Below are 24,027 nucleotides of genomic sequence, written 5' to 3'. Positions count from 1 at the left end.
CCCGGAGCTTCCCCATGAATACCCAGTCCCTCGGCACTGCAATCGTCACTGGCGCGTCGTCTGGCATCGGCAAGGTGTACGCCGAACGCCTGGCCGCCCGTGGCTACGACCTGATTTTGGTGGCGCGTCGCCTGGACCGCCTCGATGCGCTGGCTGCCTCTGTCAGGGAATCGACGGGCCGCACCGTCTCGACCGTGAAGGCGGATCTTGGCCAGCGGGACGGCGTCGCGACTGTTGAAAAAATCCTCGCTGACGACCCGTCAGTGACGCTGCTCGTCAACAATGCCGGCATCTCCCTCGAAGGCAGCATTCTGGAAAATGACGGGGCCGCCATCGAACAGCTGCTCGCCATCAACACAACGGCCCCGACCCTGCTGACGGCTGCTGCCGCCAAGATCTTCCTTGCCCGCGACAAGGGGGGCATCATCAACATCGCTTCGGTGCTCGCTTACGCCCCGGAAATGATGGACGGCATCTACAGCGGCACCAAGTCGCACATGGTCAACGTTACCCTCGGTCTCGCACCGAAGCTTGCAGGGACGAACGTGCGCATCCAGGCCGTGCTGCCCGGTGCAACGCGCACCGATATCTGGGAACAGACGGGCAAAAATCCGGACGAGATCATGCCGGGGATGGTGATGGAAGTGGTCGACCTCGTCGACGCCGGCATGCTCGGGTACGACCGCGGTGAAGTCATCACCATCCCCGGGCTCCATGACGAAGGGCAGTTCATCGCACTTGAGTCAGCCCGCGCCGCGATGGGCCCCAATCTCTCCCGCAAGGAAGTTGCCCCCCGCTACCGCGTTTGATGGCGGCAGGCACGTTTGTGCCCGCCTTTTCCAGGGACACGGGAGCGCGCAAGCATCCCCGTTGTGGTGAGCTGCGGGCATCTGTCCTTGCCTGTGCTCCAGGGTGAATTCGATGTCGATGCATCCAGGCAAGCAAGCGAGATGGGCGCCCGGTCGGGATCACCTGTCATCTGGGCCGAACGGCCCGGGTGGCGGCCTGGAAAATCCGCCCTTCCCTGAGGAGCGCGTGGTGTTTCGAAACTACCTCTGGAACGAGCGCGAATCCGTACACGCCGCCGCTGACGGGGCTGCCTGCGGCGAGGACTTGCAGGACGACGCTTTGGACAGGCTCTCGGACTTCGCGGCGCAGCTGCATCTTTTCGTATCGCGCCAGTATGCCGCTTTGGGCCTGACCATCGGTCAGGCGCGGCTCCTTCGAGCTGTGGAAGATGAGCCCGGATTGCCGCAAGGGGAATATGGACGTCGCCTTGATTTCAGCGAGGTCATGGCCAGCCAGCATACACGTCACCTTGTTTCCGCCGGTCTTATAGAAAAACGCGATCATTTTTCCAACGGCCGCTTGCGCCTCCTGTTTCGAACCGGCGCGGCGCCCGACCTGACCGGAAGCCTGGAACGGGTTCAGGCGCGTGTGGTGCAAACCTTGCTTAGAGGCATTCCTGCACCCGACCAACGCCGGTTTGTTCTCGTCATCTCGAGAATGCAGGACGCCGTGGAGGATTGGGAACCACCTCCGCGGTGAGTCATGCACCGCCGGCAAGGATGGAATGTTCGCGGCTACGCAACGGAACATGCACATCAGGAAAGCAGACTACACGTCACAAAGGGGTCTTCCACCAGACTTTGTCCTTGGGACATCGATGCAATCCGGAGACCGACATGACAAACATCCGCCCGCTCGCCCGTGGTCACCGCTCCGGGGTATTGTTGATAAGCGCGCACGCACAGCACCACCGCGCTTCAGGGCTTGCCGACGGCGCGCCTGTTTTCTTCCTCGCCTGGCAAGACTTTGCCTGCTCGTTTGAGCCGTACGGCCGTCTCATGGATGCCATGGAGGCTCTCCTGGCAATCGAGCGTGAGGTTGATGCTCAAGCCATCGACGGACAGAGCATCCCGCGAGCGGCCGGGCATGAAGAAGCAGATCCGGCGCAGCCGGGTCTCGCGGAACTTTGGGCGACCGTGCCCGAAGTCGATTGGGCGACAGTCCCCGCTGCTCGACCACACCCGGCAGTGGTACACCGTCTGGGCCGTTCGCTCCAGGAGCTCGGCCGCGTCGTTGTGTTCAGTGCCGAAGATATTGAGCTTCTGCGCGCAAACGAGTTGTTGCCTGATTCCGCCAACGTCACTGCCCAGGACGTGGCATTTACGCTCGTTGAAGCCATCGAGGCCGAAGGCACCGCGAGCCCCGAACGCAAGCCTTACTCGCTGTAGGTCCCTTTTTTCATTGACCCCGCGGTTCTGAGGAAGAACGCAGTGGTGATGTCTGGCCTGAAAGATGTGTTGCACGGGTTCAGGTGCTGAACGCTGGCACTTCCCCGTGCCGGGAGCGGGCACTGGCGTGGTGGCTCATCCGCGCTTTGATGCTGCGACCAACGCGCAAACCGCTTTCACGGATCTTAGTGGACTGCTTCGACCAACCGTGGATGTCGGCTGGCACGCAGGGTATTGGCCAGAGCCCTGAACTCTTCCGTGCGCGGGTCGCTCTTACGCCACACCAGCAAAATTGTGCGCGCAAATTGTGGGGGCAGCGGGAGATAGACGACGCCATCGACCGGCGTGGTCGCCAGCTGGGGCATCAGGGTGCAGCCTTCTCCCGCCGCCACCATGTACCGCAAGGTCTCGAGGCTGGTCGCAGCACGTCGCTCAGGGGCGACGTCCGCACAGGCCGCAAGCGCCTGTTCCCGGAGGCAGTGCCCTTCTTCAAGCAAGAGACGTTCGTGCGGATGCAGACGCGCCCAGAGGTTGCCGTCGGCCCCGGCACTGGGATGGTCGACACGGCAAGCCAGGCGGAACGGCTCTTCGAAAATCGCCGCACGGGTCAACGACGAGTCGGACACGGGCGCTGAAACCAGCACCGCATCCAGATCGCCCCTGGTGAGGGCTGCGAGCAACTCGTCCGTCTTTCCTTCGCCGAGGATAAGCGCCGCATCCGGATGGTTCCGCTGGATGTCGAACAAGACCTGTGGAAAATAATAAGGCCCGAGCGTCGCAATGGCAGAGAGGCGGAGCGTACCCCCGAACGAATGCTCGCGTCGCAGCGCCATGTCCAGCAGTGTGTGGGCTTCGCCCAACACCTTGCGCATCTGAGAGACAAGCCGCGCGCCAGACTCGGTCACCATGACCTTTCGTGTCGTTCGTTCGAACAAGACGGTACCGAGCCGGCCTTCAAGCCGTCGTATCTGCACCGACAGCGATGGCTGGGTCACCCCACAGCGTTCGGCCGCCCGCATGAAGCTGCCCGAATCGGCAATGGCGACCACGTACTCGAAGTCCCGAAGCGACATGCCCGAAAGCGTCTCGGGTTGGGGACTGTCGACCAGGGCGCGCCTCACAGCCAGCCCCTCGTTTCACGCAACACACAGTCTTGCAGCACAGCCATCCCGTCGTCGCTGTCGTTCAGACATGGAATGACCGTAAAGGTGTCTCCACCGGCCTCGCGGAAGAAATCGGCGTTCTCCCGGCCGATTTCGTCAACGGTCTCGATGCAATCGGCGACAAATCCCGGCGACAACACCGCAACCCGGCGAATGCCGTCACGTGCGAGCTGGCGAACGGTCGCGTCGGTGTAGGGCTGCAGCCAGTCGGCATAGCCAAAGCGAGACTGGTAAGTGGTCCGAAAACGGGTGGCGGGCAAGCCAAGTGCTTCCCGCAAGAGCTCGCCGGTCAGCTGGCACTGCTCGTAGTACGGGTCACCGAGCCGGACATTCCGCTGGGGAATTCCGTGGAACGATGCGATAACCACTTCTGGCTCCTCGGTCAGTGTCGCGATTTTGTTTCTCACGGACCGCGCAAGCGCCTGGATATAGGCAGGGTCGTCGAAATACGAAGGCACCACACGCGCAGCTGGCTGGTTGCGCATGCTTCGCAGCACTTCGAAGAACCGGTCGTTTGCCGTGGCCGTCGTGGTTGCCGAGTACTGGGGATAGAGCGGGAACATCAAGATGCGGTCACAGCCGGCATCGGTGAGCCGTGACACGGCGTCACTGATGGACGGGTTCCCGTAACGCATGCCCCAATCGACGGCAACACTCCCTTCTCCAAACATGTCCGTTGCCCACTCGCCGAGCTTGACGGCCTGTTGGCGAGTGACCGTTTTGAGCGGGCTCTCATTGAGTTCCCGATTCCAGATGCGTTCGTAGTCCTTGCCCTTCGCAGCGGGGCGCCGCAGCAACACCACGCCCTGCAAGATTGGCTGCCAAAGGAGTTTCGGCAGCTCAATGACCCTTCGGTCGGAGAGGAACTCCGACAGGTAGCGTCGGACCGACCCGTAGTCGGTTCCGTCCGGCGTTCCGAGATTTGAGAGCAAGATGCCAACCTTGCCGCGCTGCCGTGACTCGGCAACCAGCTGGACAGAGCTGCGGAGCTTGTTCATTTCATCCTCCCGCCAGGGCAGCAACAGAGCGGTGTTCCTGCTCGGGGAACGCGGCTCCAAAAGGCAATCCGAGTTCACGCCAAACTTCCACCAGAGCATCCCGGAGAAGGTAGACAAGATCCGTGGCATGGAACGGGGTTGGCGTAATCCGGAGCCGCTCGGTTCCCCGGGGCACTGTTGGGTAATTGATGGGCTGAATGTAGATGCCAAACCGGTCAAGCAGCATGTCGCTCGCCCGCTTGCACAGGTCGGCGTCGCCGACGTGCAGCGGCACGATATGCGTGACGCTCTCCATAAGCGGCAAGCCTGCTTCCAAAAGCGCGCTTCGTGTTGCACGGACGGCTGCCTGCTGCCCTGCCCGTTCGGTTTGCGATGTCTTGAGATGCCGCACAGATGCAGTCGCTGCCGCGGCAACAGGAGGAGGCAGTGTGGTGGTGAAAATAAAACCCGGTGCATGCGAGCGGACGGCATCGATGACGACCTGCTTGCCAGCGATGTAGCCACCAAGCGTGCCGTAAGCCTTTGCCAGAGTTCCCTCGATTACGTCGATGCGGTCGGCCAGGCCTTCTTGCTGCGCAATGCCGCCTCCGCGCTCGCCGTACATGCCCACTGCGTGCACCTCATCGATGTAAGTCATGGCGTCGTACTTTTCCGCGAGGTCGCAAATGGCGCCAATGGGCGCAACATCGCCGTCCATCGAATAGATGCTCTCGAAGGCGATAAGCTTCGGCCGGTCGCCCGCGCGAATGAGCAATTCCTCGAGATGGTCAAGGTCATTGTGGCGCCAGACGCGTTTGTCTGCGCCGGAAGCGCGGACGCCCTCAATCATGGAGTTGTGGTTGAGCGCGTCAGAGAGAATGATGCAGTCGGGCAATAGCCGGGCAAGGGTTGCAATGGCGGCGAGATTTGACACGTAGCCAGATGTAAATACGAGGGCCGCCTCCTTTTCGTGCAAGTCGGCAAGCTCACTTTCCAGCTCCACGATGGCGTGGTGGGTTCCCGAGATGTTTCGCGTACCGCCAGCACCGGCGCCCATGGACAGCGCAGCGTGCCGCATCGCCTCAATCACATCCGGATGCTGGCCCATTCCGAGATAGTCGTTTGAACACCATACCGTCACCTCCCTGGCGCCTTCGGCGCCATGCAGCATCGCCTTTGGAAAGCGTCCGACCTGACGCTCCAGATCGGCGAAGACACGGTAACGACGCTCTTTTTTCAGGGCGTCGATGCTGTGTTCAAAGTGCTTGAGATAATCGACCATGGGTACCATGCCTTGACTTGGGCAGACGGGGCCAGGGCGGCCCCGTCGATTCCTTTCACGGGTTCGGGTCAGCCGAGCCTTGCGATTGCCTCAGCGACACCCTGACCGTACTCCGGGTGACACATCGTGCAATTGTCGATATGACGCTGCACGACCGGCTGGGATGCTCCCTTGATGGAACGGGCCGTGTTGTCGAACAGACGCTGGCGCTGTTCTGCTGTGAACATCTCGAACAGCTTGCGCGGCTGCGAGAAGTAGTCCGTGTCTTCGCGGTGGTTCCAGCGCTTGGCTACCGCATTGCCCAGGTCCAGCGGCGGCTCGGAGAAGTCCGGCTGCGCCTGCAGGGTTCCCTTGGAGTTGGGTGCGTAGTGCGCCGAGCCGCCGCCATTGCCGTCAACCCGCATCGCACCGTCGCGATGGTACGAGTGGACCGGGCATTTCGGTGCATTGACCGGGATCTGCGCATAGTTCACACCAAGCCGGTAACGCTGCGTGTCGCCATACGAGAAAAGTCGGCCCTGCAGCATCTTGTCGGGGGAAAAACCGATGCCAGGGACAATCACTGCGGGTGCAAACGCAGCCTGCTCGATGTCCTGGAAGAAGTTTTCCGGATTGCGGTTGAGCTCGAAGAAACCGACTTCGATGAGCGGGTAGTCGCCGTGTGGCCACACCTTGGTCAAATCGAACGGGTTGTAGGCGGTGTTTGCCGCTTCGGCCTCCGGCATCACCTGCACGTACAACGTCCACTTCGGAAATTCACCCCGTTCGATGGCCTCGTACAGGTCACGATGGTTGCTTTCCCGGTCAAGGGCCACGACCTGGCCGGCGTCGGCGTCAGTCAGGTTTTCGATGCCCTGCTGGGTTTTGAAGGTGAACTTGACCCAGAAGCGCTCGTTTTGGGCATTGATGAAGCTGTAGGTATGGCTACCGAAGCCATGCATGTGACGGAAGGACTTGGGCACCCCCCGGTCACTCATGACGATGGTGACCTGGTGGAAGGCTTCCGGAAGCAGCGTCCAGTAGTCCCAATTGTTGTCGGCAGAACGCAGACCGGTGCGGGGGTCACGCTTGACGGCGTGGTTCAAGTCCGGGAATTTCAACGGGTCCTTGATGAAAAACACGGGCGTGTTGTTGCCAACAAGGTCCCAGTTGCCCTGCTCGGTGTAAAACTTCAGTGCAAAGCCTCGGATATCGCGTTCGGCGTCTGCCGCCCCGCGCTCGCCGGCAACGGTCGAAAAGCGCGCCATCATCTCGGTTTTCTTGCCCACTTCCGAGAAAATCATCGCCTTCGTGTACTGGGTAATATCGTGGGTGACGGTGAACGTGCCAAAGGCGCCCGCGCCCTTGGCGTGCATGCGGCGCTCGGGGATGACCTCACGGTCAAAGTGCGCCAGCTTCTCAAGGAACCACACATCCTGGAGCAATGCGGGGCCGCGCGGGCCTGCGGTCATGGTGTTGTCATCGTCGGCGACAGGGGCGCCAAACACGGTGGTCAGCTTGCTCATGGGTCTTAACCTGGGCTGTTTTGGGGAACTGCGGCAGTCGCAGCGTGCAGCAAACTCTAGGCGCGGCATCCAGATAAGGGAAATTCATATTTCCGAATCCTTCGATAGCATTAAGCTATGAATACCATTTTCCCCGGCGGCGCCCGCCGTCGATACCTGCCCGGTGAGTGCCGCTTGATGTCGGGCTCCCGCAGACCCTGCCTCGTCGCCGGAAGGCAGAGAGGACACTGAACACAGCAGGGCGACCCCGCACGGCTTGCGTCCAGCGCCCCTCACTGCTCCCGTTTCGCAAGCGAAGCCGCACGCACCCGTTGCTTCCGCTTGTGCGGCTGATGGCACCAAAGGCAGGCATACGCTCGGAGCCAGACGCGGCCATTGTTCGTGTCTTTGGTGGTAACGCGAAGTCACAGTGCACGCGAGCGCCCGCCCGCTAGTCAGTGGGACCTCAAGGTTTGATCACAGAAAAGTAGGCAGCCGCGGCTTCGATCTGCGCGTCGTCCATTTTCGACGCCACCTCAGTCATCGACCCCGCCTTGGGCGGAGACGATTTTGCCCGTGCTTGAAACTCGCGCAGCCGCGCGATGGAAAACGACACCGGTTGACCTGCAATCGCCGGAAAGCGCGCCCCGTTGCCTCCCCCAGAAGACCCGTGGCAACTGAAACAGGCAGGAACATCGCCTTTACCACCATTTTCGGCAAGACGCTTTCCATCTGAAATCAGGACCGCTGAGGGGGTGTGTGTGACTGGCGCGACGGCAGGACGCTGGCCGGAGAAATAGTCTGCGAGTCCATTTATCTGGTCGTCCGAGAGCCCTTGCGCTACGGGCTGCATCACGTCGCTCACGCGGGTCTTGTTTTTGAACATGGTCAAGGCATGAGCGAGGTAGTCCCGGTTCATGCCAGCCAGCCGAGGCGCCCCTACCGCTTCCGAACCGCCGCCGTGACTACCGTGACAGGCGCTGCACACTTCAAGAGGAAGTGCCGTGGTCATTGATGCCGCACCGGTCGCCTGGGGTGATGACTGTGCAGCCGCCGCCGACGGGAGCGAGAGCAGGACGCAAAGTGCCAGCAAACAAGCGCGGGCGGGCGTGGAGACAGGCCGGGAAGACTCAAGCGACGTGTGCATGGTTCTGGACCATCGGAGCTGGACGAGATACGAAATATATCCCCTGACCGTCCGTATCCGTGGCATGCGTGTCGTTATCATTTGATGTCCTGCATCAGGCAGGTGCCGTTGTGTCTGTAGAGCATGTAACGTGGATGGAACCATTGGGGCGACCAGGGGCAGGCGCCTATCCAGCTGCACCACACGCGTTGGCACCGAACTTCTCGGCGACGAAGTCCACGAACACCTGAACACGTCTGGGCGCTTTTCGCCCAGCTGGAGACACGGCGGTAATGGGCGCTGGCTGGGCTGCAAATTCCCCGAGCACCTCGACAAGCTCGCCAGATGCCAGCGCGTCAGCGTAGAGATAAGCCGGACCCTGCCCCATGCCAATTCCCCCCAGGACAGCACTGCGGATCTGCTCGGCATCGTTCGTTCGCAGCACCGCCTTTGCCGGGATGGAAAAATCCTCCTCAGCACCCTCGAACCGCCAGGGATGCGCGCCCCCGTCGGACGTGAAGACCACGCAGGGCATGTCCCGGACCTGCATGGGGTGTCTGGGAGTGCCGTATTCGAAGATGTAACCGGGGGTGGCGACCGTCACGCAACCGGTGGTGCCGAGCTGACGGGCCACGAGCTTCGAGTCGACCACTGCACCGACACGAATTGCGACATCGATGCCTTCGGCGACCAGATCGACCCGCCGCTCGGCTATCTCGAACTCAATGTCGACGTCAGGATACAGGTCGAGGAATTCATCGAGATGTCTGAGAATGTAAGCGCGGCCTAGGGCGGCCGAAAGTGCGACGCGCAACAGCCCGGACGGTCCTGCGAGTGCACCAGTGAACCCGGCCTCCGCAGCATCAATTCCCGCCATCAATCGCAAGATGGCCTCGTAATACTCCTGGCCTGCCTCAGTGAGGCTCATGCCCCGGGTCGTACGGCGAAGAAGCTGCGCCCCGAGGCGTGCTTCCATCCTCGATATGTTGCGGCTGGCCGTCGACTGGGACAGCCCCATCCCCCGCGCCCCGCGAGAGAAGCTGCCCGTGTCGGCAACCCGAAGGAACAGCTGCATGTTTTCGAGCGTGTCTGAATCCATCGTGCTGTGTCCAGGAAGCGGCAACCAGGGTGCGGCGCGCGCAGCCCCATTATAGGCGTCCTTCCGCAGGCGCGACTTTCACGGGACGACCCTACTCTGCGCGCCCGCTGCGACGCGGGCGTGCAAGCCGTGGCCGTCCAGGCGCGCCACCGCGAGGGAGCCCCGTTCGGCACAGGACTTCTTCCCGGACCATCTGCGCGGAGGCTTGTTGCCCTCGGGCAAGCGTCCAGGTCTGGGCCCGTTAGCGATTACGCCGCAGCCAAGCGGGAAACTGCCAACCCGACGAGCCCGCAGTGACCATGGCATTGCGGTCGTCATGTCATTGTCAAGGACGAACGCCGTTCTGGCGCGGCAAAACAGTAATTCCCAATCGGGTCGCCGTCATGGACGCGCCCATTCGCTGGCAAGCGCGGCAAGCGGTCTTCGTCCCGGGACCCTCGACGCACCAATGCCTCCAGCCCTTTCGCCGGCCGCCCGCAAGCCATCCCCGGGCCTTGCGCGCCGAAGTGGTCTGTCAAACGCCCTTGCCGTGAATAACTCTTATCGGCCCGGCCATGGCGAACATTGCCCGCGAATCGGAGACGCTGCCAACTTTTGGCAGACAGGCTTTGTCATGGATTTACCACGGGCTTCCAGCGGGGATCAGACGCATGCGCGCTGAGGACTTCATCCGTCACCATCCAGAGCTCTACCACGTCGCGCGCGCGGATGCGTGGCCGAGCATCGCTTCCCGAGGCCTCCTGAGTGCGAGCGCCGCTCTGGATCATTTCGGCATTCTGGGGACGGCGCGTGCGCGCTTTGAGTCGATGCACCGGAGCGAATCCATGTCGATTTTCCCCGGCCATCCCACCGATATTGTCTTGCGGGACCAAAAGACGATGCCGCCAGAACGTCTCCAGGCCGCCTTGTTCGGGACTGGGCTTGCGCCGGAAGACTGGTACCGGACGATGAACGCCAAAGTATTTTTCTGGGCATCCTGGGAGTCCATGTACAGGTCTCTTCGGACGTTCCAGCAGCGCGGCACGGAACACGATGTCCTGGTGGTCAGTACGGCGAGCCTCGTCTTCGCTCACCCCGATGACATCATGCTCTCACACATCGAATCCGGGTCCACCGTCCCCATCATCCGGGCTCGCGACGCCTTGCTCTTCCAGCCCATCTCCCGCTACCCCGTTTTTCAAACGGGACGGCCGCGAAAGCGCGTGCTGGAAGCGGCCGTCGAACATGGGGTGCCCGATATCGCGCAGCACGTCGTTGATGTACTTCGGATGCGGGGGGGCACGGTGATCCGGCGAATCGCTGCCTAGCGCCAGTGACGGATGTACCCACAGCCCGCGACCTGCTGCCACCTGCGGCAAATCCCCGTGCGAAAAAAGACAGGGACGTGAATGGAGGCAAGCGTGAAAGCGACGGCTGGCGTAAATACCTTGAAAGCTCGGGTGGCCAGGTCCGGTCTCTAGCGCTACAGGATGACGGTCGACATATTTACCGCGTCCATTCTTTCCATTCCAAAAGGACACTCCCATGCGCCACGCCCTCATCAAGTCCGCACTCGTCGCTGCACTCGGCCTCGCTGGCTCCGCTTTCGCCGCAGACAAGCCCACAATCGTTTTGGTCCACGGGGCCTTTGCAGACTCCTCCAGCTGGAACGGGGTCATCAACCAGCTGCACCTTGACGGTTACACAGTTGTTGCAGCGGCAAATCCTCTTCGCAGCGTAAAGACCGACGCCGCTTACGTTGCCGGTATCGTCCACAGCATTCACAAGCCCGTCGTTCTGGTCGGTCACTCTTACGGTGGCTCGGTCATCAGTGAAGCGGCCGAGGGCGAGAGCAATGTCAAAGCGCTCGTTTTCGTTTCGGCCTTTGCCGCAGCCGAAGGCGAAACTGCTGCCGGCCTGTCGGGCAAGTTTCCCGGCAGCACGCTTGGGCCCACACTGGCTCCTCCCGTACCGCTCGTTACGGGCGGAAACGATCTCTATATCCAGCAAGACAAGTTCCCCGCACAGTTTGCAGCTGACGTCCCGCTGAAAGACGCTGCGGCGATGGCTGCTGGCCAGCGTCCCATCACCGATGCGGCCCTCAATGAGGCGGAGACGACGCCTGCGTGGACGCATATCCCGTCTTGGCACATCTATGGCAGCGCCGACAGGAACATTCCGCCTGCCGCGCTCGCCTGGCTCGCTGAGCGCGCCAAGTCCAAAAAGACCGTCGTGGTCAACGGCGCCTCACACGTTGTCATGGTTTCCCACCCCAAGCAGGTGGCCAGCCTCATTGAAGATGCGGCGAACGCGACGAACTAAAAGTCCCGTCTGCCACTGACATGCCCGGCCGTGCTTGCAGACGGCCGGACATCTCCGCTGCCAGGTGGACCATTCCGATCCAGGCATCCAGCCAAACAGCAGTGAAGGCGCCCATCATGAAAGAACCAGAGCAGCCTGCGGCCCCGATCCAGCCGCAACGTCGGCGCATCATCAAAGGCGCAGCCACTGCGACCGCCGCGATGGTGGTTGCCTCCGTTGTCAGTGCCGCGTCGCCGCCGCACCCTACTCCTCACCTTCCCGTCAGGCCAGCGGGGGGCCCGGTTCGCACGTCTGTCCCTGCGGCCGACGGCGCGCAGATTTTCTTCAAGGACTGGGGCAAGGGTCAACCCGTGGTCTTTTCCCATGGGTGGCCGTTGTCGGCAGACGCCTGGGACCAGCAGCTGATGTTCATGGCACAAAACGGCTACCGCGCCATTGCTCATGACCGTCGCAGCCATGGCCGTTCGACGCAGACGTTCGACGGCAACACCATGGACCAGTACGCCGACGATCTGGCCACGCTCATCGAGACGCTGGATTTGCACGATGTCATCCTGGCGGGCCATTCGACCGGTGGCGGTGAGGTTGCCCACTACATTGGTCGTCATGGCACGAGCCGTGTCAAGAAGGTCGTCCTTGTCGGTGCGGTGCCGCCCCTGATGCTCAAGACGCCCGCCAATCCGGGTGGCCTCGACAAGTCCGTGTTTGACGGGATCCGCAAGGGTGTCTGGGAAGACCGTTCGCAGTTTTACAAGGACCTGACGATGCCGTTTTACGGTTTCAACCGCCCAGGCGCCAAAGTTTCCGAAGGTTTGCGTGAGTCGTTCTGGCTCATGGGCATGCAAGGCGGCCTCAAGGGACAATACGACTGCATCCGGGAATTTTCGGAAGTCGACTTCACCGAGGACCTGAAGAAAATCGATGTACCGGTTCTTTTCATTCATGGAGACGACGACCAGATTGTGCCCATCAGCGATGCGGCAAAGCTGGCGGTCAAGCTTGTCAAGAACGGGACTCTGAAAGTCTACGCGGGTGCCCCGCACGGCCTTGCCCAGACACAGCCTGACCGGTTCAATGCCGACTTGCTGGCATTCGTCCGGAGCTAACCCGCGCGGCAAGATCGCCCGCTGATGCTTCCCGTCCCGGCGGCTTGCCGGTGACGGGACGGGTTATGACGCCGGGCGCCTTCCTTCCATTGGCGACGAAGCCATATTCGGGGCCAGTCGCTACCGCATTTCCATCATGCGACAGAGTCCCATGACTGTTTTTCTTTCCACCAAACCAGGACGCCCAGAGGGGGCCGCATGCGCTTGACCGTACGAATGAGGATTGTCGCGACCATGGTTATCACCATGATTGCGACGGTCGCCGTGGGCATCTCTGGCCTGCTTGGGGTCAGGAGCACGTTCGGGTCCGCCCAATCGATTTACAACGACAACCTGCTGGCCGTAACGGCCATCGTCAACGCGCGACAGCCCCTGCTGGACACGGGCCTGTTGCTCGACCGGGGACTCATCGACACGACGCGGCGAGGATTTTCCAGCCAGGTAAAGGCTGCTGCCGCCACCGAGGCAGCATCGTGGGCGAACTACTATCCCGCCCGCGTCAGTTCCCGGGGTGAGCAGATGCTTTCGGACCTTTATATCGCACAGAGGAAAACCGCTTTTGCCCTGGCGCTCGACGAAGCGACCCTTCTCGATGAGGGCAAGGTCGAACAAGCCCGATCCATGCACATCGCCCGGACAATCGATGCTGTCGGCAAGGCGGCCAATTCAATCGATGCGCTGGTGCGGATGAACGAAGAGCAGGCGAAAGCCTCCTTCGACGACGCTACCCGGCATTATTCGAAGACAGAGGAGGCGTGCACCGCCATTGTCGCGGTGAGCTTTCTCCTCCTCGCCGTTGTGGGATTTCTCCTGACGCGTGCAGTCATCCGGCCGCTTGAGAAGGCGCGTGGCCTCGCCATGTCCATCCACGGCGGGCAACTCAACAATAAGGTCCCCGTGGATGGGACCGATGAGCTCGCCGACACCCTTCGCGCCCTGTCCGGGATGGATGACCAGTTGAGCAGCACTGTGGCGTCCATTCGCGATATCGCCGTCGAGCTCGGCGGCACAGCGACCGAGATTGCGCGGGGCATCGACGACCTTTCCCAGCGCACCCAGGAACAGGCGAGCTCGCTGGAGGAGACGGCAGCATCCATGGAGGAACTGTCGGCGACGGTCGAACAAAACGCAAACGGTGCGAATGAAGCGAGCAAGATGGCCCGGCGCGTCCTCGACAGTTCCACACACGGCCAATCGGTATCGTCTGAAGCATCAAACGCCATGTTGGAAATCTCCGGGGCGAGCGAACGCATCGGCGAAATCATTGTCCTAATCGACGAAATCGCGTTCCAGACCAACCTGCTCGCTCTCAATGCGGCCGTCGAGGCAGCCCGCGCTGGCGACCAGGGACGAGGGTTTGCGGTCGTGGCAAGTGAAGTTCGCGCGCTCGCCGGACGAAGTGCAGCCGCAGCCAAGGACATCAAGGCCCTCATCGGTGACACGCTCGACAAGGTCGGTGCCGGCAGCACGCTCGTTGCCAGAACCGCCGACGCGCTGGGCGCCATTGCCCGTGACGCCCAGAGCGTCAACGACGTCATCAGCACCATCGCTGCTGCTTCCAGCGAGCAATCTGTCGGCATCGGCCAGGTCAACAATGCCGTCGTTGCACTCGACGAAGTGACCCAACAAAACGCGACCCTGGTCGAAGAAGCAAGCGCTGCAAGCAAGACCGCTTCAGACCTGGCTTCCGAGCTCCTCCGGCGCGTCCAGTTCTTCCGGCTGGGCGACAACACTGCATCTCCCCCGGAAAAGAAAACGCCAGCCCCGGCCCAGGTTGAACTGGGGCGACGAGTTGCTTCTGAGTGGGCGGAATTCTGACCCCTTAAAAAGCGAGGAACGGTCTGCGCTTTTCAAGACACCGGTTCCCGGCTGCCCTCTCCACCTCGCGCGAGCCCCATCATGAACCCACATGGCGTGTCGACCCCACCCCAGCACTCTTCCACCGTCCAATCGCACCTCCTCCTCAACGCTGTTGCAATGAGTGAGGCGGCCATTGAGGGCGACATCGACGAGCTGCGTTTTCGCGCGCACCTTCTATTGATGGACATCCAGGAGTGCGGCCTTGGCCTGAGCGACCTTGAAGACCAGGTCAAGACGCTCGTACACCTGCTGGGCCCTGTTGCGTCGACGCCGGATGGTCGTTACGGCGTCGCACTGTGTGATCTCGCGTCCCTCGTGGAAAGAGAGTGCGTAGGGCGACGGTGGACCGAAGGACCCAACCCGCCCTGACCGCTGCATGTCTTCCGACACCGACCAGACGCGTCACCTGGCGAATCTCCAGATGTCAAAAGACGTGCGAAGCGATGCATTCGTTTTCGCTATCGAGACCATAGCGAGGAACGATTGGCGTGTTTTTGCGGACGCCCGCACCATTCGCGCGGGCACCAGCAGGGTGCGTTTGCCAGGAAGAGACATTTGAAGAAGAAAGTGATGGGTCGGCTTGCGTTTGCGCTGGCCACGACATTCGTCGGCGCAGCAGTCGCCCAGGAAACTCACCTGACCACCGATGGCGGTGCTCCGGTCGGTGACAACCAAAATTCGCAAACCGCAGGCCCGGCCGGGCCGGTCTTGCTCCAGGACGCGCATCTGGTCGAGAAGCTCCAGCGTTTCGACCGCGAGCGGATTCCCGAGCGTGTCGTCCACGCGCGCGGGACCGGCGCATTCGGCACATTTACGCCGACGGGAGACGTGTCGGATCTCACGCGCGCCAAGGTATTCAACCCTGGCACGTCAACCCCGGTCTTTGTGCGCTTTTCGACCGTCATGGGCTATCGCGGCTCGCCCGAGCAGGCACGTGACCCGCGCGGATTCGCCATCAAGTTCTACACGAAAGACGGCAACTGGGACATGGTCGGCATCAACTGGCCCATTTTCTTCATCCGCGACGCCATCAAGTTTCCCGACTTCGTCCACGCCAACAAGCCGAGCGCGGAAACCGGTGTCCAGGACCAGGAACTGGCTTTTGACTTCTTCGCGCACACGCCCGAAGCGACGAACATGCTGACGCACCTGTACACGGTCGAAGGCATGCCGGACTCGTACCGTCACATGGACGGTTTCGGCGTACACGCCTTCAAGTTCGTCAACGCCGCAGGGGAGGTCCACTACGTCAAATTCCATTGGAAGAGCCTTCAGGGCATCCACGGCTTCCACCCCAACGAAATCGGTCCGAGCATCGGCAAGGACTGGAACCTGATGACGAACGACCTCTACGGCGCCATCAAGCGCGGCGACGCGCCGAAGTGGGACCTGTACGTCCAGGTGCTCACGCCTGAGGAAGTGGCTTCGAAGTTCGACTTTGATGCGCTGGACGACACCAAGGTCTGGACCGGGGTACCGGAACGCAAAGTCGGTACCATGACCCTTAACCGCGTGCCGGACAACTACTTCGAGTCGACCGAAGAATCGGCGTTTGCGCCCTCCCGTCTCGTGCCGGGCATCGAACCGTCCGAAGACCGCATGCTGCAGGGCCGCCTGTTTGCTTACGCCGACACGCAGATGTACCGCATTGGCGCCAACTACAACTCCCTGCCCATCAACCGTCCAGTTGTCGACGTCCACAACGAAGACCAGGACGGGGCGATGAACGCGAGCGGTCGCAAGGGAGAGACGAATTATGAACCTTCCGGCATCCACGAAATCGCCGAGGACCCGGCCGCCAAGAGCGTACGCATGCCTCTGAACGGCACCACCCAGCAGCAGGCGACGTCCAAGCCCCGCAACTTCTTCCAGGCCGGCGAGTACTACCGGTCGCTGACGGCGCAAGACAAGTCGGAGCTCGTCAGAGCACTGAGCAGCGATTTGGTGCACGTCCGCACGCAAGACAACCTCTATCGCATGCTGTCTTACTTCTACCGGGCCGACCACGACTACGGCGAACGACTGACCAAGGCTGTTCATGGCGACCTTGCCAAGGTCAAAACGATGTCCGATGCGCTTCAAGACTAAACAAGGAAAGCGAAGACACCGGAGTCATCTCCGGTGTCTTTCACCATGAAAAAGCCCTCTTCTCTGTTTTCGCCCTCGCGCTGGGCGCCTCTCGTGGTCGTCATCGTTCTCATCGGCGCATGGGTAATGTCCCCGAGGCTGCGTCTGGCCATCCGCGGCGATGGGCCTGCCGTGACCACCTCGCGAATGGTCGACGCCCACACCTACGACGCTGAGTGGTTTGACGCGGCAAGGGCCGGGCGCACGGATATCCTTGCTGCGCTTCTCGATGCCGGCTATCCCATCGATGCGCAGACCTCGGCGGGATACACCGCCGTCATCCTCGCCGCTTATGACGACCAGCCTGTCGCACTTCAGTACCTGCTCGACCGGGGGGCGAATGCCTGTGCTGGCGACAAGAACGGCAACACTGCGCTGATGGGCGCACTTTACAAAGGCGAGCTCGACATCGCAGACCACTTGTTGTCGACCTCCTGCCCCATCGACCAAATGAACAACGCCGGTGAAACCGCCTTGTCCTTTGCGGTCATGTTCGGACGGTTGGACTTCATAAGACGGCTTGTCGAACGCGGCGCAAATCCAAGGCATGTCGACAGGCAGGGAGACACGCCCTATCGCGTTGCCCAAAAGCAAAACAACCCGGACGCCATGCGCGCAATCGAAGCGGTTTCGCCGACCGGTTCCGTACGCGGACCGGCCTTCCACTAGAAATGTTGCGCACGCAATGTCTGCGCGATATGCGTCTGAAATGCGCCATTACCAACGAGCGCAAAGCAGCATGGATGACGGCACCGCGTGCAAACGTCAGATTTATGTACGCGTGATCCAATTCACACACCGCAAACGACTGTACGGATTATTTTATATGGCATCCATAATCCAAAAGTGACGCCGATGAAGCCCTCCCCTTTTTCGAGACAGATGGCCAGGGGCGCTGCGGCCCTCGCCATGTGCCTGCTCGGCGGACCCGCTTTTGCGGTCACCGAAAACTTGCCCTGGGTTGGCACCTGGTCAGTTGCGCCGCAAAAGATGAATCCCATCGATTACGGTGGAAAGACGTTGCGGGAAATTGTGCACACCAGCGTTGCCGGGAGCACGGTCAGGGCCCATTTTTCCAACCTCTTCGGCGACGGACCGCTGACGCTTGATGATGTTCACGTCGCCCTGAGGGCGGATGGGTCTGCAGTCCAGTCTCCGACTGACACACGCCTGACCTTCAACGGACTGCCCTCCGTGACGTTGGCGCCTGGGCAATTCATCACCAGTGATGCGGCATCGTTCACGGTTCCCGCAGTGTCCGATGTCGTGGTGAGCTTTTACGTGCCACTGTCGACACACGTCAACACCGGCCACAGCTTCAGCAACCAGTCCAAGTACGTCGCCGACGGCGACGTTGCTGGCTCAGCGACCATCAGTGCCACGGAAGACGGGGATTATTACTTTCTGACCAACCTTGACGTGCAGGGTGCGAACTTGCGGGGCAGTGTCGTCGCCTTCGGGGCGTCGGGTGTGGATGGATACCAATCGACCCCGAATGCGAACAAGCGCTGGTCCAATGATCTCGCGGTGCGCGCGACCGCCAGTGCGCCGGGCCTCGGCATTCTCAACCAAGGCATCAGCGGCAACAACCTGTTTACCGACGGCACCGGCGACCAAAGTGCCATCAAGCGATTTGACCGGGATGCGCTGTCGCAGGCCGGCGTCCGGTGGATCATTTTTTCAGATCTGCCGCTCAACGACTTTTTGAATGGCGGCTCCGAAGCCACTGCGCCAAACGTGATTGCGGCTTATCAGAGCCTGATTGACCACACCCATTTCCGCGACGTGAAGTTCATGTGTGCGACCTTGAGTCCCATCGAGGGTTATCCCTTGTACACGCCGGAAGCGGAGACGAAACGGGAGGCGGTCAACGCATTTTTCCGAAGCGAAGACAGCGGGTGCGACGGACTGGTCGATTTCGAGACGGTGTTGAAAGACCCAAGCCATCCGACCCGACTTCTCCCTGCCTTTGATTCTGGCGATCACCTCCATCCCAGTGATGCCGGATATCAGGCCATGGCCGACGCCGTCAATCTCGCCTTCTTCCCGCCGCCGGACCTCGGTCCCATTGTGGCGCCGTCCGGCTGTGGCGTGATGAACCAGGGCGAAGGGCTCACTCCGGGCAACCCCCTGGTGTCTTGTGATGGCCGCTTTTCACTGCTCCTCGGTCAGGACGGCAATGTGTCGGTCAAGATGGGCGACCAAACGTTGATAGCCACAAACACAGCCGGTTCAGACGCTGCACTGCTGTCACTCAATCAAAACGGCAATCTGGTCTTGCGCGGCATGCTCGGTGAGCCTCTTTGGCAGTCGAACTCCCCGGTCACGTCGCCTGCGCGGATGTTCATGCAAAACGATGGCAACCTTGTCATCTACGGACTCGACAAGCCGGTCTGGAGTTCGGGAACCCAGGGACACTGAATGAATGAGGGGCGGGACGCAGCCCGCCTTTTGCCCCGTCCGTCCTGCGCATGCGCACAGGCATGCGTTACCGGTACAGCCTGTCCAATCGCCAACGGCATGGCTGAGTCGCCCCGCAGCCAGGGAACATGCGGACTACGAGCACCCTGCCCGCGTCGATTTGTGCTGGCGCCCGTCGTTGACCTTCGGAAATGAAACTATGGAATCCATCGCTGTCCCCAGCAAGCTGCCACCGCTCTCCTTGCCCGGTCTGCCACATCTCGTTGCCGATGTCTTCGATGTCTTCGTACCAGATGTAACCGATCCAAAGCGTCATGTGCGCGACGCGCTGCTTTTGTTTGCAGTGCGCATCAGCAATTCGACGAGGTATATCGGCCGATCCTTCCGGGAGGAAAGTGAGGCAATCGGTTACCTGAAAGCTGTCGCGGAGCTTGAATCGGCCAAGCAGCTTGCACACCTCGCGCAGCTTCAAAGCCGGGAGGTCGCCCTCGAAAACCTGTTGCGTGGCGAAAGCATGCGCCGTGCGGACTCGGCGGAATCGGTCGCGGTCATCGCCAGCGCAAACGGTCTTCCCACCCCTGCCATCTCGGTTGGAGGAACTGCAAGCCGGCTCAGAAACAGGCGAGCCTCGGCGCTTGTACCACCTGTGGCGCGCACCAAAGACCCCGGCGGCCCGAAAGTCTAAAGGTAGCGTCTCTTTCGCACATCCGGAGCGTCTGCCACTGCACGCAGTCGTCGACGCTCCTCGACCTCGACCAGATCACGGGCTTGGTCCAGAAGGTTTTCTCCGCGCCTCCGCTGCCGCAGACAGCGACGGTAGAGGATTGCTCCTCGCCTCCACTGGGCTGGTGACAGCCGCTCATACTCCCTGGGTGGGAACGACCGGGGCACCGCCAGCGACAGACGGGAGTAACGCAACAGCACGTCTGGCACCAGCGTCGGGTCGACCGGCTCCCCCAAGAGCCAGGCGCGAGTGGCGTCGAGGACTTCGACGCGCCCGTCGCGGAGTGCGCGCCTGACCTCCCGTCTCACATCATCGATGAAAACCTTCAGTGCGAACGCTTCCCGCCATTGCGCCTCCATGCATCCCAGGCTTGGGGCTTCCCGAAGGGATCCATGCAACGGCATACCGGATACGATGTTCCACCAACAAATCCACGCCGTGCCCGGCGTTCGCCGGCGAATCTCGTCCGTGGCCGGCGCGAGGCGGTAGTCCGCCACCGCCAGATACCCTGCAAGCTCCGGTGCGGTCATCGGCCGGCGCAACGTCGCCCGACCATCGGCGGCGCGCGCGTCTGGCATCAACGGGTCGACATTGCGGGGTTCTTCTGCAAGCGGGATAAAGCGTGGATCGGTTGCCGGCGACATGAGGAACTCACCTTGGGGACATTCATCGTCCCAGCGCAACGCCCATCGTCAACTGGACAACATGTCGCTGCAGCGGCACTTCCGGGAGCGGACCGTCATTTGCGGTCGGGCATCTTTCTGCTCGCACTGGCTTTCTGCACGGGATCTTCAAGCCGCGCCCGACGCTCGCGCCTGTATGAGCCGCGCAACTGCTTTCGCATGTCGTTTGTTCAACGCGAAAGGAACGCAAGGATCGCCTCGCTGAGCTCTCGCGGCGCTTCCTCAGGAACCAGGTGCCCGCAGTCTTCGATGACCACCGATTCGAGGCTGGTCACCAGCCGGCTGATGCTCTCGGCCGCTTCACCAGAACGCCCTCTTCCCGAGCCACCCGCAATACTGAGGACCGGAAGCGTTGGCTTTCCACCCCGTTCTATTTGGCCTTCGACAAACGCAGCGGACGTCTCAAGTGTCCGGTAATACTCGAACCCGGCTTTCATGGCGCCGGGCTGGGAATAGCAGCGGACGTACTCGGCAAGATCCGCAGCCCCCACCGCTCCGGCGCGTTCGGCATACTCATCGTAAAACCAGGAGAGGTAAACCGCTTCCCTGCCCTGGGTCAGCGCTTCAGGCAGGTGGGGCGTGCGGTGAAACAGGTGGTGCCACCGGGCGCCGCCCTGCCCGCTCCCCGCCTGGCGGCCGTCTCCGGCGAGAACTGAATCAACGAGAACCAGTTTTTGAACGCGCTCGCGCGCAAGCAGGGTCGCGGCGAACGCCACCGGACCACCCCAGTCATGGCCCACAAGGCTGAAGAGCTCAACGCCGAGTACGGTGAGCAGCTCGAGCACGTCCCCGGCGACCGCTGCATTGTCATAGCCGTCGGCGGGACGGGATGTGTCGCCCAGGCCACGCAGGTCCGGTGCAATGACGCGGTAATGCGGCGAAAGCCGCGGCATGACGTGGCGCCAGGTGTGCGAGGTATGCGGCCATCCGTGGAGCAAGACGACAACATCGCCGTCTCCTTCCTCGAGGTAGTGGACCTTGACCTGTGACAGGGTCTGGAACCGGCTTTTTGCCATGGGATTCTCCGCTTGCGAAGGTGTTTTTCCACCGACCTCCATTCGTGAGTGACGTCGGTGAACCGGCGTCCATGCGCTCTGTGGTCCACTTTTTGATGATACCTGTCATCCCTCCGTTTTTCACGCCGAGCGTCCTTGCCATCATGCAGTTGCCGACATCGGATCCGTGCGCTTCCGCATGAAAATAGCAGCCGCAACGCTGAGCCCGCCTGTTCAAAGGTGAGATGGTCGGCATGCACCTCCTTGTCGTTCCCCGGGCATACACTTTTAGCGGTGCAGTTTCGTTGTCAGGAACTCATAGGTTGTATAGAAGTCGCGTTCTGGCGTCATCATGCGCCCTGTGCGTGCGAGTGCCTCGGCAAAGCCGTCTGCATCATTGACGTTTTCGAGGAGCATCAGGAACTGGAATGCAGACAGTGTTGAACAGGTTGAGAAAACTGTCGCGCGCTGTGGATGAAAATCACCGGCGCCTTCAGCTGCCTTCCGAAAGCGCTTGAAGTATTTTCCAAGATCCTTGAGCTTCCCCTTTTGGGCTTCGCTCCTTGGCGTGAACTCGGCGACGCAGCCGGCCAGGAGAAAGCGGCGCAAGAATGCCATATCACCCAGACTTGCCAGCTCGCCGCGCGACAGTGCAACCTTGTACACATCTCGCCCCTTGAGCTCGACAACGTGTTCGCTGTCGCCACCGGCGATGACCATTTTTCCATGTTTCACAAGAAAGGCATGATGTCCCATCGCCTGGGCGAGTGGCCTGACAACCGCCTGTCCCAAATCGGCGAGCAGCGTGACGTCGTCGCCCGCCCGTCCCTCACGCTGCAGCATTTTTGACTTGAGCTCGAGAAAGATGAGCGCCTTTTCCGTCTCGATGAGCGCGTCACACTCCCCTTCGTCCTTCCCCGCCTTGTAGTGACCATGGAGCACGTCGATGGAGCTCGCCGCCAGCCTCGAGCGGACGAGCAATTCGAGCTTCGCCCCGATGACGTCATCGTCGAAACGTTCCGGGCGACGCTCGCGAAGCCATTGGATCGCTGCGTTGACCGTCGCACGCGCAGCCAGGGGGGCCGGCTGCATGAGCAGTCCGGTTCCCTCGTCAACAAATGGCCGGAAGGCCGCATCAATGTCGGAGTCCCTGGGTGGCAGACCCAGTTTCTGGTTTGGCGCATGGTCGTGGGCGAAGACTGCGCGCAAAAATGCGAGGCCGCGAATACCGGGCATCCCGGTAAGCGAGGCAGCAAGAGCGTGGTCGATGGAAACCATTGCTCCGGGCGGACGGCGGTCAGCGAGGTCCAAAAGTGCCAGGGCAACCCGGCCCACCTGCGCACCTGTCCGTCCGGTCTTCGCGTCCTTCAGCGCACCGAGCACCGGGTCAGCGAAGAAGATGTCCAGATATGTCTTCGCGTGACTCGCCTTGGCCTGCGCCGGAATGAAGGCGGCATCGAACATGGCCGATTTTCTGGACTGGGCCGGGAGGTCGTTGAGCCATCCGAAATGAATGTCCAGCAATGGCAGGGTCAGGTCCTCGAGCGCCATAAAGCCCTTCACCAGGTCCATGGTTCGCATGAACTCGGCCTCTGATGGCGGCGGCCCGGGCCGCTGGCCCGTATGGCTGAGGGCGAGATGGTAGATGTAGGAGAACGGGAGATTCGGCTTCGGCGCAGGGTCGACCGTCATGCCGCCCCGGCCGACGCGAAAGCGGCCCGAAAACGACGAGTAATGATTGGCCATGCCTGCCGCCATGCTGCGGGTAAGCCTGCCCGCGTATCGCTTGGCAAACAGGCGTATCTCGCCCCACAAGCGCTGCTTTTCTGCTTCGGGAAGAACGATGCCGCCTTCGGCCGGCAGGCGCACAGTGTATCCATGCTTGCGAAGCAGGCTGACGCCGGCCGCCAGTGGCACCCACCGCTCATCACGCCGCGCCATCTGATCAGCGATTTCCGCTCCAATGCCCGTGCCAGAAGCAAGTCCGACCGCCCGGCTCCAGTCCAGTTTTGCGCCAGCAGCGCCTCGATGCTTGTGGAGCGCTATCCGGAGTCGCTTGGCGGTCTCTCCGTGGGGCTCCATTGCCACGTCGTCACAGATGAGGCGGACTGCAAGGTTCGCTTCAATATCCCGCAGGCCGACCACGATTTCGTGGCCGAGGTCTCGCGGGAAACAGTCGGAGATCTGCCGGTCCCGCTCCTCCTCACCGACGACGGCAATCGGGTCTGTCTGCTCGACGAGACGCCTGAACCCGCTGAGGTCTGGCACGGTCGGTGAAGCGGGAGTCTCGTCGGACATCTTGTTTTTCGCCTGATGGGAATTCGGATTTGGTCGTCTGCGGGACTCAACCCCGTCGCACAGGGGATACACGATAGCCGCTTGCACAAGAGTTAGAATAACGGCGGCCACCGAATAACATTTATCCGAAAAAGAGACGGCAAA

At 61.5% G+C, this 24,027-nt stretch carries 21 protein-coding genes; 12 read left to right on the top strand and 9 right to left on the bottom strand.

Annotation, left to right across the window (positions count from 1 at the left end):
* Nucleotides 1–14 precede the first annotated feature (14 nt).
* From ACVWWJ_RS09155 to ACVWWJ_RS09145, 3 genes are all read left to right on the top strand, one after another.
* On the top strand, nt 15–809 hold the full coding sequence (locus ACVWWJ_RS09155; protein WP_456967510.1) for an SDR family NAD(P)-dependent oxidoreductase: 795 nt from the start codon (nt 15–17) through the stop codon (nt 807–809).
* A gap of 112 nt (nt 810–921) precedes the next feature.
* Nucleotides 922–1,548: a MarR family winged helix-turn-helix transcriptional regulator gene (locus tag ACVWWJ_RS09150; RefSeq protein ID WP_456967509.1), complete on the top strand. Its 627-nt coding sequence runs from the start codon at nt 922–924 to the stop codon at nt 1,546–1,548.
* A 137-nt stretch (nt 1,549–1,685) separates the two neighbouring features.
* Entirely contained in the window at nt 1,686–2,237 is a 552-nt protein-coding gene (locus tag ACVWWJ_RS09145; RefSeq protein ID WP_456967508.1) for a hypothetical protein, read from the top strand.
* 185 nt (nt 2,238–2,422) lie between these two features.
* Here ACVWWJ_RS09145 and ACVWWJ_RS09140 read toward each other — a convergent pair whose 3' ends face one another.
* The 6 genes from ACVWWJ_RS09140 to ACVWWJ_RS09115 form a co-directional block, all read right to left on the bottom strand.
* Complete coding sequence (locus ACVWWJ_RS09140) at nt 2,423–3,358, bottom strand: LysR substrate-binding domain-containing protein (RefSeq protein ID WP_456967507.1); 936 nt, start codon at nt 3,356–3,358, stop codon at nt 2,423–2,425.
* The gene (gene hemH, locus ACVWWJ_RS09135) at nt 3,355–4,398 is read right to left on the bottom strand and encodes a ferrochelatase (RefSeq protein ID WP_456967506.1); all 1,044 of its coding nucleotides are present in this window, start codon (nt 4,396–4,398) and stop codon (nt 3,355–3,357) included. The genes ACVWWJ_RS09140 and hemH overlap by 4 nt, the downstream gene beginning before the upstream one ends.
* 1 nt (nt 4,399) lies before the next feature.
* Nucleotides 4,400–5,659 (bottom strand): 5-aminolevulinate synthase, encoded by a 1,260-nt coding sequence (gene hemA / locus ACVWWJ_RS09130; RefSeq protein WP_456967505.1) that lies wholly within the window; start codon nt 5,657–5,659, stop codon nt 4,400–4,402.
* A 68-nt stretch (nt 5,660–5,727) separates the two neighbouring features.
* On the bottom strand, nt 5,728–7,164 hold the full coding sequence (locus ACVWWJ_RS09125) for a catalase (protein WP_456967504.1): 1,437 nt from the start codon (nt 7,162–7,164) through the stop codon (nt 5,728–5,730).
* A 445-nt stretch (nt 7,165–7,609) separates the two neighbouring features.
* Nucleotides 7,610–8,155 (bottom strand): c-type cytochrome, encoded by a 546-nt coding sequence (locus ACVWWJ_RS09120; RefSeq protein WP_456967503.1) that lies wholly within the window; start codon nt 8,153–8,155, stop codon nt 7,610–7,612.
* A gap of 301 nt (nt 8,156–8,456) precedes the next feature.
* Nucleotides 8,457–9,368, bottom strand: coding sequence for a LysR substrate-binding domain-containing protein (locus ACVWWJ_RS09115; protein ID WP_456967502.1), 912 nt, complete (start codon nt 9,366–9,368; stop codon nt 8,457–8,459).
* Nucleotides 9,369–10,018: 650 nt separating this feature from the next.
* Here ACVWWJ_RS09115 and ACVWWJ_RS09110 point away from each other — a divergent pair.
* From ACVWWJ_RS09110 to ACVWWJ_RS09070, 9 genes are all read left to right on the top strand, one after another.
* Nucleotides 10,019–10,675, top strand: coding sequence for a DUF7002 family protein (locus tag ACVWWJ_RS09110; protein ID WP_456967501.1), 657 nt, complete (start codon nt 10,019–10,021; stop codon nt 10,673–10,675).
* A 217-nt stretch (nt 10,676–10,892) separates the two neighbouring features.
* Nucleotides 10,893–11,669, top strand: a complete 777-nt coding sequence (locus tag ACVWWJ_RS09105; RefSeq protein WP_456967500.1) for an alpha/beta fold hydrolase — start codon at nt 10,893–10,895, stop codon at nt 11,667–11,669.
* 116 nt (nt 11,670–11,785) lie between these two features.
* Nucleotides 11,786–12,775, top strand: a complete 990-nt coding sequence (locus tag ACVWWJ_RS09100) for an alpha/beta fold hydrolase (RefSeq protein WP_456969688.1) — start codon at nt 11,786–11,788, stop codon at nt 12,773–12,775.
* A 198-nt stretch (nt 12,776–12,973) separates the two neighbouring features.
* Nucleotides 12,974–14,593 carry a methyl-accepting chemotaxis protein gene (locus ACVWWJ_RS09095; RefSeq protein WP_456967499.1) on the top strand — a complete coding sequence of 540 codons (1,620 nt, stop codon included), beginning with the start codon at nt 12,974–12,976 and terminating at the stop codon, nt 14,591–14,593.
* A gap of 159 nt (nt 14,594–14,752) precedes the next feature.
* Complete coding sequence (locus ACVWWJ_RS09090) at nt 14,753–15,004, top strand: hypothetical protein (protein ID WP_456967497.1); 252 nt, start codon at nt 14,753–14,755, stop codon at nt 15,002–15,004.
* Between the two features lie 201 nt (nt 15,005–15,205).
* Nucleotides 15,206–16,723, top strand: a complete 1,518-nt coding sequence (locus ACVWWJ_RS09085; RefSeq protein WP_456969687.1) for a catalase — start codon at nt 15,206–15,208, stop codon at nt 16,721–16,723.
* Between the two features lie 186 nt (nt 16,724–16,909).
* On the top strand, nt 16,910–17,431 hold the full coding sequence (locus tag ACVWWJ_RS09080; protein ID WP_456967496.1) for an ankyrin repeat domain-containing protein: 522 nt from the start codon (nt 16,910–16,912) through the stop codon (nt 17,429–17,431).
* 87 nt (nt 17,432–17,518) lie between these two features.
* Nucleotides 17,519–19,183, top strand: a complete 1,665-nt coding sequence (locus ACVWWJ_RS09075; protein ID WP_456967495.1) for an SGNH/GDSL hydrolase family protein — start codon at nt 17,519–17,521, stop codon at nt 19,181–19,183.
* Between the two features lie 199 nt (nt 19,184–19,382).
* The gene (locus tag ACVWWJ_RS09070; protein ID WP_456967494.1) at nt 19,383–19,868 is read left to right on the top strand and encodes a hypothetical protein; all 486 of its coding nucleotides are present in this window, start codon (nt 19,383–19,385) and stop codon (nt 19,866–19,868) included.
* Here the strand turns inward: ACVWWJ_RS09070 and ACVWWJ_RS09065 are convergent.
* From ACVWWJ_RS09065 to ACVWWJ_RS09055, 3 genes are all read right to left on the bottom strand, one after another.
* Nucleotides 19,865–20,551: a hypothetical protein gene (locus ACVWWJ_RS09065; protein ID WP_456967493.1), complete on the bottom strand. Its 687-nt coding sequence runs from the start codon at nt 20,549–20,551 to the stop codon at nt 19,865–19,867. The two genes, ACVWWJ_RS09070 and ACVWWJ_RS09065, sit on opposite strands and share 4 nt — an antisense overlap.
* Nucleotides 20,552–20,760: 209 nt before the next feature.
* Nucleotides 20,761–21,606 (bottom strand): alpha/beta fold hydrolase, encoded by an 846-nt coding sequence (locus ACVWWJ_RS09060; RefSeq protein ID WP_456967492.1) that lies wholly within the window; start codon nt 21,604–21,606, stop codon nt 20,761–20,763.
* A gap of 267 nt (nt 21,607–21,873) precedes the next feature.
* Entirely contained in the window at nt 21,874–23,883 is a 2,010-nt protein-coding gene (locus ACVWWJ_RS09055; RefSeq protein WP_456967491.1) for a hypothetical protein, read from the bottom strand.
* Between the last annotated feature and the right edge of the window lie 144 nt (nt 23,884–24,027).

Source organism: Luteibacter sp. HA06 (genome assembly GCF_054061215.1).
The sequence above is the reverse complement of the archived record's forward strand: the minus strand, read 5'-3'. Positions and strand labels throughout refer to the sequence as shown.